General features: G+C 35.3%; 14 protein-coding genes. 11 read left to right on the forward strand and 3 right to left on the reverse strand.

The window, feature by feature from the left end:
- Positions 1 to 12 precede the first annotated feature (12 nt).
- Both DYR29_RS19320 and DYR29_RS19325 read left to right on the forward strand, forming a co-directional pair.
- Positions 13 to 591 carry a hypothetical protein gene (locus tag DYR29_RS19320; protein WP_213278126.1) on the forward strand — a complete coding sequence of 193 codons (579 nt, stop codon included), beginning with the start codon at positions 13 to 15 and terminating at the stop codon, positions 589 to 591.
- Positions 592 to 633: 42 nt separating this feature from the next.
- Positions 634 to 1,161, forward strand: coding sequence for a DUF6584 family protein (locus tag DYR29_RS19325; RefSeq protein WP_213278127.1), 528 nt, complete (start codon positions 634 to 636; stop codon positions 1,159 to 1,161).
- 1,310 nt (positions 1,162 to 2,471) lie between these two features.
- Here DYR29_RS19325 and DYR29_RS19330 read toward each other — a convergent pair.
- Together DYR29_RS19330 and DYR29_RS19335 are read right to left on the reverse strand one after the other, a co-directional pair.
- Positions 2,472 to 2,774 (reverse strand): helix-turn-helix domain-containing protein, encoded by a 303-nt coding sequence (locus tag DYR29_RS19330; protein WP_228460201.1) that lies wholly within the window; start codon positions 2,772 to 2,774, stop codon positions 2,472 to 2,474.
- A 44-nt stretch (positions 2,775 to 2,818) separates the two neighbouring features.
- A complete protein-coding gene (locus tag DYR29_RS19335; protein WP_142719503.1) occupies positions 2,819 to 3,247 on the reverse strand; it encodes a transposase in 429 nt (142 codons plus the stop codon).
- Between the two features lie 610 nt (positions 3,248 to 3,857).
- Here DYR29_RS19335 and DYR29_RS19340 point away from each other — a divergent pair.
- Entirely contained in the window at positions 3,858 to 5,396 is a 1,539-nt protein-coding gene (locus tag DYR29_RS19340) for a SulP family inorganic anion transporter (protein WP_213278128.1), read from the forward strand.
- Positions 5,397 to 5,486: 90 nt separating this feature from the next.
- On the opposite strand, the gene fusA is transcribed toward DYR29_RS19340, so the two are convergent.
- Positions 5,487 to 7,553, reverse strand: a complete 2,067-nt coding sequence (gene fusA, locus DYR29_RS19345) for an elongation factor G (protein WP_249413539.1) — start codon at positions 7,551 to 7,553, stop codon at positions 5,487 to 5,489.
- Between the two features lie 627 nt (positions 7,554 to 8,180).
- Here fusA and DYR29_RS19350 point away from each other — a divergent pair.
- The 8 genes from DYR29_RS19350 to DYR29_RS19385 all read left to right on the forward strand — a co-directional run bounded on the left by DYR29_RS19350 (position 8,181) and on the right by DYR29_RS19385 (position 15,046).
- Positions 8,181 to 8,849: an HAD family hydrolase gene (locus DYR29_RS19350; RefSeq protein WP_213278129.1), complete on the forward strand. Its 669-nt coding sequence runs from the start codon at positions 8,181 to 8,183 to the stop codon at positions 8,847 to 8,849.
- A gap of 8 nt (positions 8,850 to 8,857) precedes the next feature.
- Positions 8,858 to 9,682 carry a phosphoribosyltransferase family protein gene (locus DYR29_RS19355; RefSeq protein ID WP_213278130.1) on the forward strand — a complete coding sequence of 275 codons (825 nt, stop codon included), beginning with the start codon at positions 8,858 to 8,860 and terminating at the stop codon, positions 9,680 to 9,682.
- Positions 9,672 to 10,229: a TerD family protein gene (locus tag DYR29_RS19360; protein WP_142719508.1), complete on the forward strand. Its 558-nt coding sequence runs from the start codon at positions 9,672 to 9,674 to the stop codon at positions 10,227 to 10,229. Before DYR29_RS19355 ends, DYR29_RS19360 begins: the two co-directional genes overlap by 11 nt.
- A 2-nt stretch (positions 10,230 to 10,231) precedes the next feature.
- The gene (locus DYR29_RS19365; RefSeq protein ID WP_213278131.1) at positions 10,232 to 11,407 is read left to right on the forward strand and encodes a toxic anion resistance protein; all 1,176 of its coding nucleotides are present in this window, start codon (positions 10,232 to 10,234) and stop codon (positions 11,405 to 11,407) included.
- Positions 11,408 to 11,423: 16 nt separating this feature from the next.
- Complete coding sequence (locus DYR29_RS19370; protein ID WP_213278132.1) at positions 11,424 to 12,371, forward strand: hypothetical protein; 948 nt, start codon at positions 11,424 to 11,426, stop codon at positions 12,369 to 12,371.
- Between the two features lie 66 nt (positions 12,372 to 12,437).
- On the forward strand, positions 12,438 to 13,046 hold the full coding sequence (locus DYR29_RS19375; protein ID WP_213278133.1) for a TerD family protein: 609 nt from the start codon (positions 12,438 to 12,440) through the stop codon (positions 13,044 to 13,046).
- Between the two features lie 85 nt (positions 13,047 to 13,131).
- On the forward strand, positions 13,132 to 14,175 hold the full coding sequence (locus DYR29_RS19380) for a TerC/Alx family metal homeostasis membrane protein (protein ID WP_047424111.1): 1,044 nt from the start codon (positions 13,132 to 13,134) through the stop codon (positions 14,173 to 14,175).
- A 343-nt stretch (positions 14,176 to 14,518) separates the two neighbouring features.
- Positions 14,519 to 15,046, forward strand: coding sequence for a TetR/AcrR family transcriptional regulator (locus DYR29_RS19385; RefSeq protein ID WP_213278134.1), 528 nt, complete (start codon positions 14,519 to 14,521; stop codon positions 15,044 to 15,046).
- The last annotated feature ends 3 nt before the right edge of the window (positions 15,047 to 15,049 follow it).

The following is a 15,049-nucleotide window of genomic DNA, read 5'->3' on the forward strand; positions in this document are numbered from 1 at the left end:
TAATCAAAACCTATGAAAATCATAAATAAATATCCTGTGTTTGCAGACGTGATACAGACTGGAGAGAAATCTTTCCAATTTAAATTTAAGAATTCAAAATGCTTTGATTATTCAGGAGATCTTTTTATTGTAAATATTCATGGAATGCTTATTAATAATGTTGAAGAATGGATAAAAGCTATAAAAGCGGATCATATCAATATGGATTCGGTTATTACATTTGATGAAAATGTTATGGAAATCTTTACAGGAAAATTTGACGAAGATCAATGGGGTGATTGGTGTACGAGTTTCTCTCCATTTAATTTTGAAAGTTATGATACAAAGTATATTCAAAAGGAGCAAAAAGACTGGGATGATGAATTATTATTAACTATCAGAATGCAGGTCATGGAAAAAATGTCTCGTTCCGTAACAGCCGCTGATTTTAGAAGTTTTGTACAGGAATATTGTGAGATTAATTTGTCCAAGGCAGAATTGCAAGAAAAGCAAAGAGAAAAGTTAAAAGAAACTTTGGAAAAGATTAGTAAACTTAATGCTTCCAGTTTTTATGACATCTTTGTTTGGCAATCCGCATTTAAAATAGATTAATAATATATCGGGATTGCAAGAAAATAAAGCAAAAAATGGATTATGAGAAATTTATTTTATAAGATTGAAGAAGATCTCAAAGTAGGCAGAAAGAAAAAAGCATGTGACAGATTGAGAAATATGATCAATCAGTTTCCCAATGATCTTTCCCTAAGAAAAAAATTAGGACAGATTTATTTTGAAGCAGGATTTCTTGACGAAGCAGGTAAATTCTGGATGTTGTCTAAACCAGAGAATAATGAAATGGAAGCTGCAGTAGAGATTTACAGAAAGTCTTTAAGCAATTCAGGAAATGCAATTTTAAAAGATATTGTTTTCAGAGGAAATAAAGATTTGCTTGATGAGCATGCAAAGAAAGTAATCAGTGAACTTGAGCATGACAGTTTTAAAGCAACAAAACATATTCCAGTTTTTAAAACCAAAATGAGGGAAAAAGGGACTTATTCGGAAAATAAAACAGGTCTTCTGAGTAAAATTGGAATCTTTCTATTGATTGGATTCGTTATTTTACTGCCAGTTTTAGGGATTTTTAAATTGTTTGAAATAATATCAACATTATTTTCTCAATAAAAATAAACTGCGTAAAAAGATTGCGTACATGCAATATAATTTTGCAGTGTTAATAAATACCGGTGTCGTTAGAAAGACATTCTTCGATTCCAAAAATAGAGTCTTTCAACAGATTGCAAGGTAGCTATAACCAATGTCGTTCATAAGAGTTCCATCATCAAACTTTTAATTTGACTAGAATCAAAAACACTTATACATTGTTACTTGGTTTTTAATAAAAAAACAACTACGTAAAAAGATTGCGTACCAGCTGTATAAATTTGTAAAAGATAAAACTAATAATCATGAATAACAATAAAAAGCAAGTGTCGTAAAACAGAGTTACTTCTTTAGGGACGGTAATACAGGTTCGAATCCTGTTCTGCAGCAGCAGATAGTAGAAATGGTAACACCCCGTATTGGTCTATGTTTGATCTAATTACCTTGTTTTAATTATATCAGGTGTCGTTTTGGAATCATACTTCGAGTTAGGTCTTCAGATGTAGGTTCAATTCCTGTCATTCCTGTTGTAAACGGAATGTAGCTCAAAAGATAGAGCAGAAGAAAAAGAAAAGATTCCGCCATTTTGCCCTGATACTATAAAAAGTGTAGTAGACATATGAATAAACAAAAAAATTAAAAATCAAGTGTCGTTTTAGAATCATACTTCGAGATTGAGTAAACATTGGGTCGCAGGTTCGAATCCTGTCTTTTCCCTCGAAAAGGAGAGGTAGCTCAGCAGGTAGAGCAAATGCACGGAAGATTCTGAGAATTTTACCTTGATTGTATAAAGAGTGCCGTAGAGAAGGCCTACTTCGGTTTAATTTGGTTCGACTCCAGAAGGTCATGGAAATGATCTTGTACAAGTCTTTTCGAATCTTGCCTCTTTTATTTAAAAAAACAAACAAGTGCCGTAGAAAAATGTTACTGCGCTCATCACGACGGGGTCACGGGTTCGAGTCCCGTCTCTTCCACAGCAAAAAAACACGATGTATATAGGAAGAGTAGCTCAGTTGGTTAGAGCACGACTGCATTATTCGGATGTTGCCTTGTTTTCATAAAATCAGAAGCCGGAAGTGGGACGTTGAAAGATATCTTTGTATTATAATTTTCTATAGAGTCGGGAGAATCTCAGACTTGCCATCTTTCTTCTTCCCACTTCCAGCTTCTTTATAGTACTATTATGAAGTGTCGTTAGGAAAAAATTCATCGTAACACAATTAAGGGAGGAATAGCGAAGCCGGTCATTCCGGCAAGGTTATCCGGTTCGACTCCGGCCAACGTACAGCCCTGTTTTTTCCTTATCATTACCTTTATAAAATGCCGGTAAATTATTTGCCGGCACTTTTCATTGTGTCAAGCTCTTCTTCAAACATGAGTTTCCATTTTGAAAGAGTAGTTCTGCTTATTTTATATTTTCTGGACATATAGCTTGTAGAGTGACCATGCTTTTTCTGATACTGAAGCAGCTTTAGCATAGTCTGCCTGTCATAGGTTTTGAGTTTTTGATTTTCTCTGGACTGCTTGAACAGCTTTTCATTGAACTTCAGAACATCCTCACTGGTATTAAGTTTTTCAAGAAGTTCTTTGATTTTCGGATCTTTTAGCTTTTCCGGATATTCCATCTTTAGCATATCCTGATAAATTTTTTTGTAATTGGGGCGCATGTCTTATCTGTTTATCCGTTTACATTATCGCTCTTCTGAAGCCATCTGTGAAGGGTACTTTTTGGAATAGAATATTCTTTAATGACTTCACTTTGGGTCATTTCACCGGAAAGAATTCTCTTCATAATAAAATCTTTGATTTCCTGAGTGTAAATGTTTTTCCTGAAATAAGGCGTTTTTTCAGATTTCTGCTGGTTTTTGTTGATGGCAGAAGGAGGTGCATATAAAATTAAATGTGAGCTGTAAAGTCTGAAAAAATCATATTCCAATAATTTGCTCCATCTTAAAAGAAGATCTGTATCCATCGATTTGCTGTCATACATTACCTCGATTGCTCCTTCATCTTTGCTTAAAAATTTGCATATCCTTTCTATTGTTATTTCATTTTCATCTACCCTTTCCTTAATAAATTTCCCAATATGGATTTCTTTATATAACATTTTTATTGAATATTATTCTTTTGTTTAAACTTATGTATCAAAAAAACGAAAATAGAATCCATATATTATCTTATGTGCTAGGAAATAACTCACTTCAATTTGAAATTGATAAGAAATAGAAATTATGATGTAAGAATGTTAAATTGTGTTTAATAAGACGAGGAGTCTTAAAAAACAGATAGTAATTTACCAAATATCATAAAAAAACAGGTGGGTAGGAGTCACCTTAATGTATTTGGGATATATTCTTTATTTTCAATGGTTTCTTCTTCTTCTCTTTCAAACTTCTCTTCCTGCCATTTGTGTAAATAATATATGACCTATTAAGGTTTTTATGCAATTCTATGAGTTGAAGCTGTAGATAGATTGATATACAGCTTTTTACGCGTTGAATTTTTTAATTAGTACCAAATAATTGCTTATTCGCTTTCAAATGTAAACAAAAATAAGAAGTAAAAAGAGATAGAAATGTAAAAATCATACTTTATCTATTTATTTTAATTAAAATTAACATATTATAACAGTTAATGTGTGAATTGCTTACAGGTGATGGGCTTCCTCATAGAAAAATGATAAAAAGAAAAATTGTATTCCATACATTTGCAAATCAATGAAAAATACTATAAGCTTATTCGATTTTTCGAAGAAAATAAATTATAAAAATGAACTGCTGGCCGGTTTTACGGTAGCGATGACTATGATCCCTGAATCTCTTTCATTTGCTATCCTTGCCGGTTTGTCTCCTCTTACAGGGCTTTATGCGGCTTTTATGATGGGATTGGTAACCTCCGTTCTGGGAGGACGTCCGGGAATGGTTTCCGGTGGAGCTGGTGCAACCATCGTTGTATTGATTGCTCTGATACAATCTCATGGCGTAGAATATCTTTTTGCTACTGTAGCACTGGCCGGAATACTTCAAATGCTGGTAGGAATCTTTAAACTGGGAAAATTTGTGAGATTGATTCCGCAACCGGTTATGTACGGATTCCTGAACGGATTGGCCATTATTATCTTTATGGCACAGGTAGAGCAGTTTAAAATTACAGACAGCAGCGGAGCCGTAAGCTGGCTGCAGGGAATGTCTTTGTATATAATGGCTGGTTTAACTGCCCTGACGATTGCCGTAGTCTACTTTTTTCCAAAAATAACGAAAACAGTTCCTGCCTCGCTCGTGGCGATCATCATTGTCTTTGCTGTAGTTCTTGGGTTTAATATTCCAACCAAAACAGTAGCAGATATTGCTCATATCAGTGGAAATCTTCCAGGTTTTCATATTCCGAAAATCCCTTTTTCACTGGAAACTCTAGAGATTATTTTTCCATATGCCTTAATTATGGCTGGAGTAGGCCTTATTGAATCTCTTCTGACATTATCCATGGTGGATGAAATCACCAATACAAAAGGAAGCGCCAATAAAGAATCTGTAGCTCAGGGGTTAGCCAATATTACCAACGGTTTCTTTGGGGGAATGGGAGGCTGTGCAATGGTAGCGCAGACACTGGTGAATCTTAATGCAGGTTCCAGAGCAAGATTATCAGGAATAATAGCATCACTTCTTATTTTAATAATCATTTTGTGTGGAGCACCTGTCATTGAGAAAATTCCTATGGCTGCTTTAGTAGGAGTAATGATGATGGTGGCAATCAGTACTTTTCAATGGGTGTCTATCAGGATTGTTAATAAAATGCCGAAATCAGATATCTTCGTAGGAATTACTGTAGCATTGATTACTGTAATTTTACATAACCTGGCCTTGGCGGTGTTAGTTGGAGTTATCATCTCGGCGTTGGTTTTTGCATGGGATAATGCCAAAAGAATACGGGCAAGAAAGTATGTAGATGAAAACGGAGTGAAGTATTACGAAATATACGGACCGTTGTTTTTCGGTTCTGTAACAGCATTTACAGATAAGTTTGATCCAATGAATGATCCCGATCAAGTGGTTGTGGATTTTAAAGAAAGCCGTATTGTGGATATGAGTGCGATAGAAGCTTTAGGTAAGTTATCTAAGCGTTATAAAGAACAAAATAAAATAGTACACTTACGACATCTCAGTGAAGACTGTAGAAAAATATTGAAAAATGCAGAAGCTGTAGTAGAAGTTAATATCCAGGAAGATCCTACTTATAAAGTGATGCCGGAAAAATAAAGAAATTAAAATTGAATTTGTATCAATTATAAGTATAAACCTCAATAACAAGACAAGGACTGTAAGAAAAAATCTACAGTCCTTGCTTGTTTAGGTGATTAATGTATTTGCAATAAAATCAGGCACTAAAGCATAGTGCGACAATTTCATGCTGATGGAAGCTCTTCCGCTTGTCAGAGTTCTCAGATCAGAAATATATCCGAAAGTTGAAGCTAACGGAACTTCCGCTGCAAAAATCTTTCTTCCTGACCTTTCATCAATAGAAGTGATGATTCCCCTTCTTCTGTTGATATCTGCAGTAACAGCACCAGTATATTCTTCAATACTTTGAATCTCCACCTGCATGACAGGTTCCATAAGTTTGGGACTGCAACCTTTGGCCGCAGCTTTGAATCCTTCTCTTGCTGCAATCTCAAAATCAAGCGCCGCAGAATCCTGAGCGTGGAAAGAACCGTCCAGAAGAGTAACCTTCATGTTTTCCAGAGGATATCCTTTTAAAGGTCCGTTTTCCATAGCTTCTCTGAATCCCTTTTCAACAGATGGAATAAATTCAGTGGGGATAACTCCTCCTTTGATCATATTGATAAATTCCAATCCATGTTCATTATCATTTCCTGGCCCGATCTCAAAACTGATATCAGCGAACTGCCCGCTTCCTCCGTTCTGTTTGGAAAGTTTCTCTCTATGAACTTTGGTTGCTGTTAAAATCTCACGGTAAGAAACTTTAGGTTTTCCCTGATTGACTTCAATACCATGATTCAGGCGGATTTTTTCCAAAGTAACCTCAAGATGAAGCTCTCCCAGTCCACTCAATAAAGTTTCTCCGGTCTGTTGATCCCTTTCAACCACCAAAGAAGGATCTTCTTCCTGGATTTTTGCCAGTACCAAACCGAAAGATTTCTCATCACCATTGGTTTTCGGCTCAATAGCCACCCTGATAACAGGAGTAGGAATCGTAATCGATTCCAGTAATATCGGCTTGTCGGAAGAAGATAAAGAATCTCCGGTTTTGGCATCCTTTATTCCTGTCAAAGCAACAATATCTCCCGCTTTAGCTTCTTCCAGTGATAACGTTTTGTCAGACTGCATTTGTAAAATCCTGGAAATCCTGAAGCTTTCACCCGTTCTTACATTCAGTAAAGTATCTCCGGATTTAATTTTTCCGGAATATACACGGAGCATAGCCAGTCTTCCCATATGCTTGTCAATCATAACTTTGAAGACAAGTCCTGAAAAAGAAACAGTTTCATTCCTTTCCAGTGTTATCGTTTCTTCTGTATGAGGATCTCTTCCCTGCAGGTCAGCAAGCTGATCAGGTGCCGGAAGATATGTTACAACCGCATCTAGAAGAGGCTGGATTCCCTTATTCTTAAAGGCAGAACCACATAGAACGGGAACGGCAGATCCTGTTCTGCAGACTCTTTGTATAGCTTCTGTAAGCATTTCAACAGTGACTGTATGTTCAGTATCCATGAAGATTTCAAAAAACGTCTCATCATATTCTGCCAGCGTTTCCAGTAATTTGATTCTGTATTCATCAGCTTCAGGCTGAGAAGTGGCTGGAATTTCCTTCTCTGCAATAGTTTCTCCGTTTTCATCGGTCCAGTATAAGGCTTTCATTTTGACAAGATCAATGACACCTTCAAAATGACTTTCAGCTCCAATCGGGATCTGAAGGGCCAGGGGAACAGCACTTAGCTTGCTTCTTATCTCATGAAGAACAGCAAAGAAATCTGCACCAATTCTGTCCATTTTGTTGATGAAACAAATCTTGGAGGTTCCATGTTTTTCTGCCTGGAACCAAACATTTTCAGTTTGCGGCTGAACGCCTGATGAAGCACAGAAAACTGCGACTACACTGTCCAGAACCCTTAGAGAGCGCTCTACTTCTACTGCAAAATCAATGTGCCCCGGAGTATCAATAATGTTGATATTATAAACATTATCATCTTTTTTCCATTGTGTTGAAACCGCAGCGGATGAAATGGTAATCCCTCTGTTTCTTTCCTGTATGTCTTTATCCATGGTGGTATTTCCGTCATCTACATTACCTATTTTATGAATAAGTCCTGTGTAATACAGAAGTCTTTCGGATAATGTTGTTTTTCCTGCATCTACATGTGCTATAATCCCTATATTTCGTGTGTTGTATTTCATTTTGTTTGATTTAAATTGTTGATTTTTAGATCTGTATTTGGAAAAGATTCTGAAAAAAATGAACACAAAATAAGCTCCGATCTCATAGGCCGGTAAAAACATTTTTGTATTTTGTATCAAAGTGAAATTTTCAGAGATCTTAACAAATAACAGAAGTTGTTTGAATTGTTAAAGTCTGAAATTAGGGCAGCAAAAAAGACCTATCCGAATAGACAGGTCTTCAATATATTTTTGGGTATAAAAGATCTATAGAACTATTCAGATAAATATTCAGTGCTGCCAAAGAACACAGCTCTGACAGGATTACTTAAGTTTATAATATTTATCATTTTTGTTGACATTGTTGATTGTTAATCGGTTGCGAAATTATAATTTTTTTTTGATTTTCAAAGAATTTTTGAAAATATTTTTTCGTGAACGGATATTAAACACTTTTTTAATCATCTTCTGAGAATCTTTCAAATCCATAGAATTTCATAAAAATATCTTAAAACAGATAATGAACGTAATGCTTTTATGATAAATATTTTATCTTTGGGAAGAATAGTATGGTAAACACTTTTTGATGATTAAAAAATTTTAAATCTTTTTCAAGAAGCTAAATAAAAACTTTTAACTTAAAACCTATTGAAAACAGATATCGACATCCATAACCACTGTCATTTTTCCTTTGACCTGTGGCTCACTTTAATCAAATCTCATCCTGAATTTAAAGCAAAAAGAGTTGAGCTGTTCTCCTCATTTTTTAACGTAGATAAACCGATAGATGAAGTTGCGAAAACTGTAAAATATTACGATGATCTTTGCAATACCATTAATGAAGTCACGGGAGGAAATATAGACACTTTTGAAATTTATCTGATGATTCTTGGTTCTCTGGGCATGGATATAAAGCAATTGAATAAGGAAAAACTCAATGAGTTTTACGGAAAAAGTGAAGATTTATTTCTGGAATACAGGCCGGTTGTGATTTTTGAGAATATCCATGATTTTTTTGAAGATATTAAAAATCAGGGAAAGACCATTAATATTCTGAGCAATACAGGATTTATCAAAGGAACAACCATGAGAAAATTTCTGATCCACGAAAACCTGGATCAGTATATAGATTTCCACATTTATTCTGATGAAATCAACTGTTCCAAACCGAACCCGCTTATTTTTCAGGAAGTGAAAAATAAGATCAAAGATCAGGATTTGCCAATGCATCAGATTCTGCATATCGGAGACAATCCGTTTGCAGATTATGAAGGGGCAAAAAACTTCGGCTTCAGTGCACATTTACTTAAACACTAAAAATAAACATGAATAAAAGATACAGCTTACACCACATTCATTCGGCAGATGAGTTTACTTTTTCACCTGCGGAATACAGCTATTTCAAGTATGGCGATAAGTCGTATGCTGAAAAATTTGCAAGAGAATTATTCGACGGATTTATTTCCGAAAACGAAGCACTTTTAGATACTGATAAAGAAATTATTGTACTTCCAAGCCCTTATATGGCGATTCCTACGGCTTCTAATTTCTTATGTTTTTTCTTTAAAAAACATCTGGATTTTTATCTGTTTCAAAAAGGGAAAAAGTCAAGTGTTTTATCAAAAATCAACCGTAATCATACTTATATCACAGATTATGGTAACCTCAATTTTGAAGACCGCAAAAATCTGATTGCGAATGATACTTATTATATCGATAAAGATTTTTTGAGAAGAAAACTTTGTATTTTTATAGACGATATAAAAATTACGGGAAGTCATGAATACACAGTCAACAGAATCCTGGACGAATATAGCGTAGAGGCAGACTTTATGTTCCTGTATTATGCTGAACTGATGAATTTTGACCTTGATCCTAAAATTGAAAACTTTTTCAACTATTACGCAGTAAAAAATGTAAAACATGTTGCAGAAGTGATGAATAAAGAGAGTTTTGAGTTCAACACAAGGATTGTAAAATATATTTTAGGCCTGGAATCAAGTAATTTTGACTATCTTACGTCTAAAGTAAAAAGAGAGCAGATGGATTTGCTTTTAGAGCTGGCCATCAGCAACAATTATCATTTAATAAAAGAATACGAAAATAACATCAATACTTTAACACAAACGGAATTATATTATGGCTATTAACTTACAAAAAGGACAAAGAGAAAATATTAACGCACCTAAATTTACTGTAGGCTTAGGATGGGATATCAATAATACTTCTACAGGAACAGGATTTGACCTTGATGCCTCTTTGTTTTTGCTTGGGGACGATAAAAAATTAGTTTCAGATAATCACTTTATTTTCTATAACAACCTTGAGTCTCCGGACAAATCTGTAATCCACACAGGGGATAACCTTACGGGTGAAGGAGCAGGAGATGATGAGCAGATCAAAATTGATCTTACCAAAATTGATGATGCAATAAAAGAAATTACAGTAGTGGTAACCATTCACGAAGCAGATTCAAGAAAACAAAACTTTGGACAGGTAAGAAATTCTTTCATTAGAATTTTCAATACAGATACGAATGAAGAGATCTTAAAATATGAATTAGACGAAGATTTCTCAATCGAAACCGCAGTAGAATTCGGAAGAATCTACAACAGAAACGGAGAATGGAAATTTGAGGCTGTAGGGGCAGGACAGAGAGAAGGCCTTGAGAAATTTGTATCAATTTATCAGAAGTAATTATGGACAATCAGGAAAATCAACCCATAGATCCACTAGGATCAATAGAACCTCTTAAAACCTTTGAACCTACTCCAATGGTTCCTCCAACTCCGGCTCAGCCTGTTCAGAACGCAGCTCCGGCAGTTCTTGTGGACAGAGAGGGAAATGTAAATCTGACACAACTGCAGTCAGAAGAACGTCAGAAATATGAAGTTCTTGCGAACTCTATTGATGAAGCCAATCCGGGGTCTATTGTGAACTTTGGAGCGGAACTTCAGAAAACTCTAACCAATCAGAGTGACAGCTTTTTAGGGAATGTAAGAAGATCAAATTCAGGAGAAGTAGGAGGGCTTATCAATGACCTTTTGGTAGAGCTGAACTATGTAGATGTAGAAGAGCTTAACGGGAACAAAGTGAAAAGCTTCCTGAGCAAATTGCCATTTATGAAGAAGGTAATGACCCAGGTAGAGAATTTATTTGCAAAATACGATAAGATCATCAACAATATTGAACAGATCTCGTACAAAGTAAATGCAGGAATTATCACTTCTACAAAAGATAACGCTGTACTTCAGACTATTTTTGAAAGCAACGTAAATTCTATCAAGCAGATTGAAGAACTTGTGATTGCCGGAAATATAAGAATGGAAAGAGCGGCAGTAGAGCTTGCTCAAATGGAGGCAGCTCCTCAGAATTTTCAGGATTATCAGATTGCGGATAAAAGAGATTTCATTGCAAGATTAGACAGAAGAATGGCTGATCTTAAAGTGGTACGTGTGATTATGATGCAGTCACTTCCACAAATCAGACTGGTACAGAATAACAACGTTTCTATTGCTGAAAAAGCTCAAACGATTCTTACCACGACACTTCCTGTATGGAAAAATCAGCTTTCATTGGCTGTAGCAATGTACAGACAGCAGCAGAATATTGAAATCCAGCAGAAAGTATCTTCTACTACAGAAGAAATCTTAAGAAAGAATGCAGAACGTCTTGGCCAGAACTCAATAAATGTTGCCAGAGCAAACGAGCAGACGATTGTATCTGTGGAAACATTGAAAGAAACAACATCAATGCTGATCAATACATTGAATGAGGTGAAACAAATCCAGAAACAGGGAGCAGATAACAGAAGAAAACTGGATCAGGATCTTCAGACATTGGAGCATGAACTAAAAGCGAATGTCAGAGGTTAATTTATAGGATACCAAGGTGGGGGATGATGCAGCAACCATATTGTCGCAAAGCAAAAGAAGATTAACAAAGCTTAAGCTTCTCGCTAATTTTTTTGAACATATTGACATTATATCTATTTACATCAAAACAGATATTATCCACAATCTGTTCCAGGAAAATACGGCTTTGGATTACAATAAACTGGAACTTTTTCACCTTCAGTATACAGACAGCCTCATAGAGCTTCTGACTAAAATTAAAAAGCAGAAGGAAAATGATATGCTGGCGGTCATCAATGAAATTAACATCAACAGTAAATATATTTCAGGTTTTGAAGAAAGACGGGTAGACAGCTTTCAGACCGACAGGAAAATGTACAGCGGTGTATTTTCCCAACATCTGAAAACACTGTATAAAGACCTTACAGAAGATAGTTTTACAGCCAATTGGGAAAATGTACTGTACTTTCATAAAAAGTATGCCCAGGAATTTTACAGGACAGGTGCAGATGAAATGCTGCTGAAATCCGATTCTTTTCCTGCCTATCAGTATAAAGATTATTCCATTGAAAGAAAACTGTTGGGTAGGCTTAATATACAGGGATTTAAAGTCCGTTTTGTATGTGGATACCTTATAGGAACCCATGATTATGAACTTTTTAAAATCTTTCAGTCTGATGATTATTTTATATTCAGTGTAGACGAAAAGAAATTGTATCTTTTTGACAAAGAATTGGATAAGCTGGATATTTCTGAAAATCAGTCTAACCAGAGCTCCATTATTGATCAGCTGAGAAATAAAAATGAACAGTTGGAAAACAGTATGAACGAAAGAAAACGTGCTTTACCGGCTGAAGTAGAAGGTGTTTTGAAAGATTATATTAAAAACCTTGAAAATATGGACATTATGAGCAAAATATTTGATTTTGACGAAGAAACAAATATTCTGCGGGCGATGCTTAATTTAAATTTAAATAATAACTAAAACGAAATTTGTAAAGCAAAGAATACGCTTTTTTGCAAAAAGTAATTAACAACTAAACATAAAAAGATGGCTATCAACTTACAAAAAGGTCAGAGAATAAACCTTAAAAAAGAAAATGGAGCTGAGCTTTCTCAAGCTTGTGTGGGAATCAACTGGGGAGCAATTGAGAAAAAAGGATTTTTTGGAACTAAAAAAGAAGCAGTAGACTTAGATGGAAGCTGTATTTTATATGATTCAAACAAAAACGTTACTGAAGTAATCTATTTCGGAAACCTTAAATCCAGAAATGGATCTGTAAGACACAGCGGTGATGATCTTACCGGGGACGTAGATGGTGACGACGGATTGGATAATGAAGTAATCACTGTAGATTTCAGCCAACTGGAGCCTAACGTAGAACACGTTGCAATGGTCCTGAACAGCTACAGAGGTCAGGATTTCGGAACCATTCCTTTTGCTTCTATCCGTATTTATGAAGGTTCGCCTACCAACGTAAGAGAAGTCTTTGCAAAATATGATATTGCCAATGATGCTTCTTTCAGAGGGCATGTTGCCATGGTAATGGGAGTTTTCTACAAGAGAAACGGAGAGTGGAAATTCAATGCTATCGGAGATCCTACTGCAGACAAAAAGCTGGAGCAGACGGTTCAGACGGTTCAGATGAATTACTTATAATCAATTGTCAATCAAAAGATAAATAAATTAGCAATATTTGTACTCTGTGAATCTATTGCTTTTATCATATAATAACATAACTCAAGTGGAACATCAAAGTATTTTAGAACTGCACCCAGGTCTGGTGTGGGGATTTGCAGTAACAGTCGTTATCATGCTGCTCCTGGACTTAGGGGTATTTAATAAAAAAAGTCATGAAGTATCTTCCAAAGAAGCTACCATCTGGTCTATCGTATGGATCTCACTTTCAATGGTTTTTTCAGGAGTGGTGTATTGGGTATTCAATACCGATGGAAGTCCCGAAAGCCACGCTTTGGCAGTAGAGAAATTTACACAATACCAGGCTGCCTATTGGATTGAAAAGGCCCTGTCTGTGGATAATTTATTTGTATTTATCCTTGTTTTCGGTTTCTTTAAAGTTCCGAAATACCTTCATCACAAAGTTCTTTTCTGGGGAATTATCGGAGCATTAATCTTTAGAGCTATCTTTATCTTTGCTGGCGTAGGATTAATTAACCTGACTTACCTTCCTGAAATGAATATTTTTGGTAAGGCAGTGCAGATTAATATCGTTATGGCACTATTTGGATTATTCCTTGTCTATGCGGGGATCAAATCCTGGGGTGATGGTGACGATGATGATGACGAAGATTACAGCAATACTGCAGGAGCAAGGCTGATCAAGAGCTTCTGGAAAGTTTCTGATAATTATGATGGAGATAAATTCTTTACTATTCAGAACGGGATCAAAATGGCAACTCCTCTTTTAGTGGTAGTTGGTGTTATTGAATTTACAGACGTTCTTTTTGCAGTAGATTCCATTCCGGCGATCTTTGCAATTTCAAATGATCCATTTATCCTTTATACATCAAATATCTTCGCGATTTTAGGATTAAGATCATTATACTTCCTGTTGGCGAACTTTATCCACATGTTCAGCAAACTTCCTTACGGATTGGCGATTATCCTGTCCTTTATTGGAGTTAAAATGCTTATCGCACCATGGATTCATATTCCGTCTCCGGTCTCTTTGGGAATTGTAGGAGGAGTATTGGTGATCTCTGTTCTTTTATCCATCATCTTCCCTGAAAAAGAAGAAGAGAAGAAAGAAGAATTGGAAGAAAAATAATCTTATTAAGAAAATATATTAAAAGCCTCGGGAGTATAAATCCGGAGGCTTTTTTGTTTTTGTTGGAAGCGCAAAGATACAAAGATAAATGAGTATAAGTCTGCTTTTAAGGCCCAAGAATATTTCGGCTTCGCTCGTATAAGATTTACAACGAGGGACAATATTATTAGCGGTATTAAATATCAAAAATAAAATCCTTGCGCCTTAATACATTATTTTTCATAAAAACTTCGCGCCTTTGCGTTTCCAACATTTTACCAAATAATTATTTTAAAAATAAAAATATACAGACTGGTCTGTATATTATTTTTTTTTATACATTTGTTCCAGAAAAGAAAAGCATATGAAATCTCCAAGAGAAAGAATAGTAGAAACAACCTTTGAATTGTTTGCAAAGCAAGGGTACAATTCTACAGGAATCAACCAGATCATTTCCGAGGCAGAAGTAGCCAAAGCAAGCTTTTATCAATATTTTAAATCCAAAGAAGACCTATGTGTAGAATTTCTGAAGGTAAGACATGAATATTGGTTCAGTGAACTCAATAATTTTCTATCAAAGGAAAAAGACCCAATATCTAAAACGATCAAAGCCTTCGATTTTCTGGTATATATGAATAAAAAAGAAAATTTCCGTGGGTGCAGCTTCCTGAATATTTTATCTGAAATACCAATGGATAATATTAAAATACTCAGCGTAATTCAATCTCATAAAGCTGATCTCAGAAACTTTTTTTTAGAATTACTGAATGATGATACTCTTTCCGATCATATCTACATGCTTTTTGAAAGCAGCATTATAGAAAGCCAGCTTTTCAAATCCAATGAATTAATTGAAAAATCAAAGAAAATAGCAACCAATTTAATACAATAAGTC

The organism is Chryseobacterium indologenes, from assembly GCF_018362995.1.
GTDB classification, from domain to species: domain Bacteria; phylum Bacteroidota; class Bacteroidia; order Flavobacteriales; family Weeksellaceae; genus Chryseobacterium; species Chryseobacterium indologenes_G.

What these genes read in the sequence shown, in the direction of transcription:
- DYR29_RS19365 (WP_213278131.1), top strand. Translation starts at nt 10,232, where the DNA reads ATGGACAATCAGGAAAATCAACCCATAGATCCACTAGGATCAATAGAA.
- DYR29_RS19325 (WP_213278127.1), top strand. Translation starts at nt 634, where the DNA reads ATGAGAAATTTATTTTATAAGATTGAAGAAGATCTCAAAGTAGGCAGA.
- DYR29_RS19360 (WP_142719508.1), top strand. Translation starts at nt 9,672, where the DNA reads ATGGCTATTAACTTACAAAAAGGACAAAGAGAAAATATTAACGCACCT.
- DYR29_RS19330 (WP_228460201.1), bottom strand. Translation starts at nt 2,774, where the DNA reads ATGCTAAAGATGGAATATCCGGAAAAGCTAAAAGATCCGAAAATCAAA.
- DYR29_RS19340 (WP_213278128.1), top strand. Translation starts at nt 3,858, where the DNA reads ATGAAAAATACTATAAGCTTATTCGATTTTTCGAAGAAAATAAATTAT.
- DYR29_RS19320 (WP_213278126.1), top strand. Translation starts at nt 13, where the DNA reads ATGAAAATCATAAATAAATATCCTGTGTTTGCAGACGTGATACAGACT.
- DYR29_RS19375 (WP_213278133.1), top strand. Translation starts at nt 12,438, where the DNA reads ATGGCTATCAACTTACAAAAAGGTCAGAGAATAAACCTTAAAAAAGAA.
- DYR29_RS19385 (WP_213278134.1), top strand. Translation starts at nt 14,519, where the DNA reads ATGAAATCTCCAAGAGAAAGAATAGTAGAAACAACCTTTGAATTGTTT.
- fusA (WP_249413539.1), bottom strand. Translation starts at nt 7,553, where the DNA reads ATGAAATACAACACACGAAATATAGGGATTATAGCACATGTAGATGCA.
- DYR29_RS19355 (WP_213278130.1), top strand. Translation starts at nt 8,858, where the DNA reads ATGAATAAAAGATACAGCTTACACCACATTCATTCGGCAGATGAGTTT.
- DYR29_RS19335 (WP_142719503.1), bottom strand. Translation starts at nt 3,247, where the DNA reads ATGTTATATAAAGAAATCCATATTGGGAAATTTATTAAGGAAAGGGTA.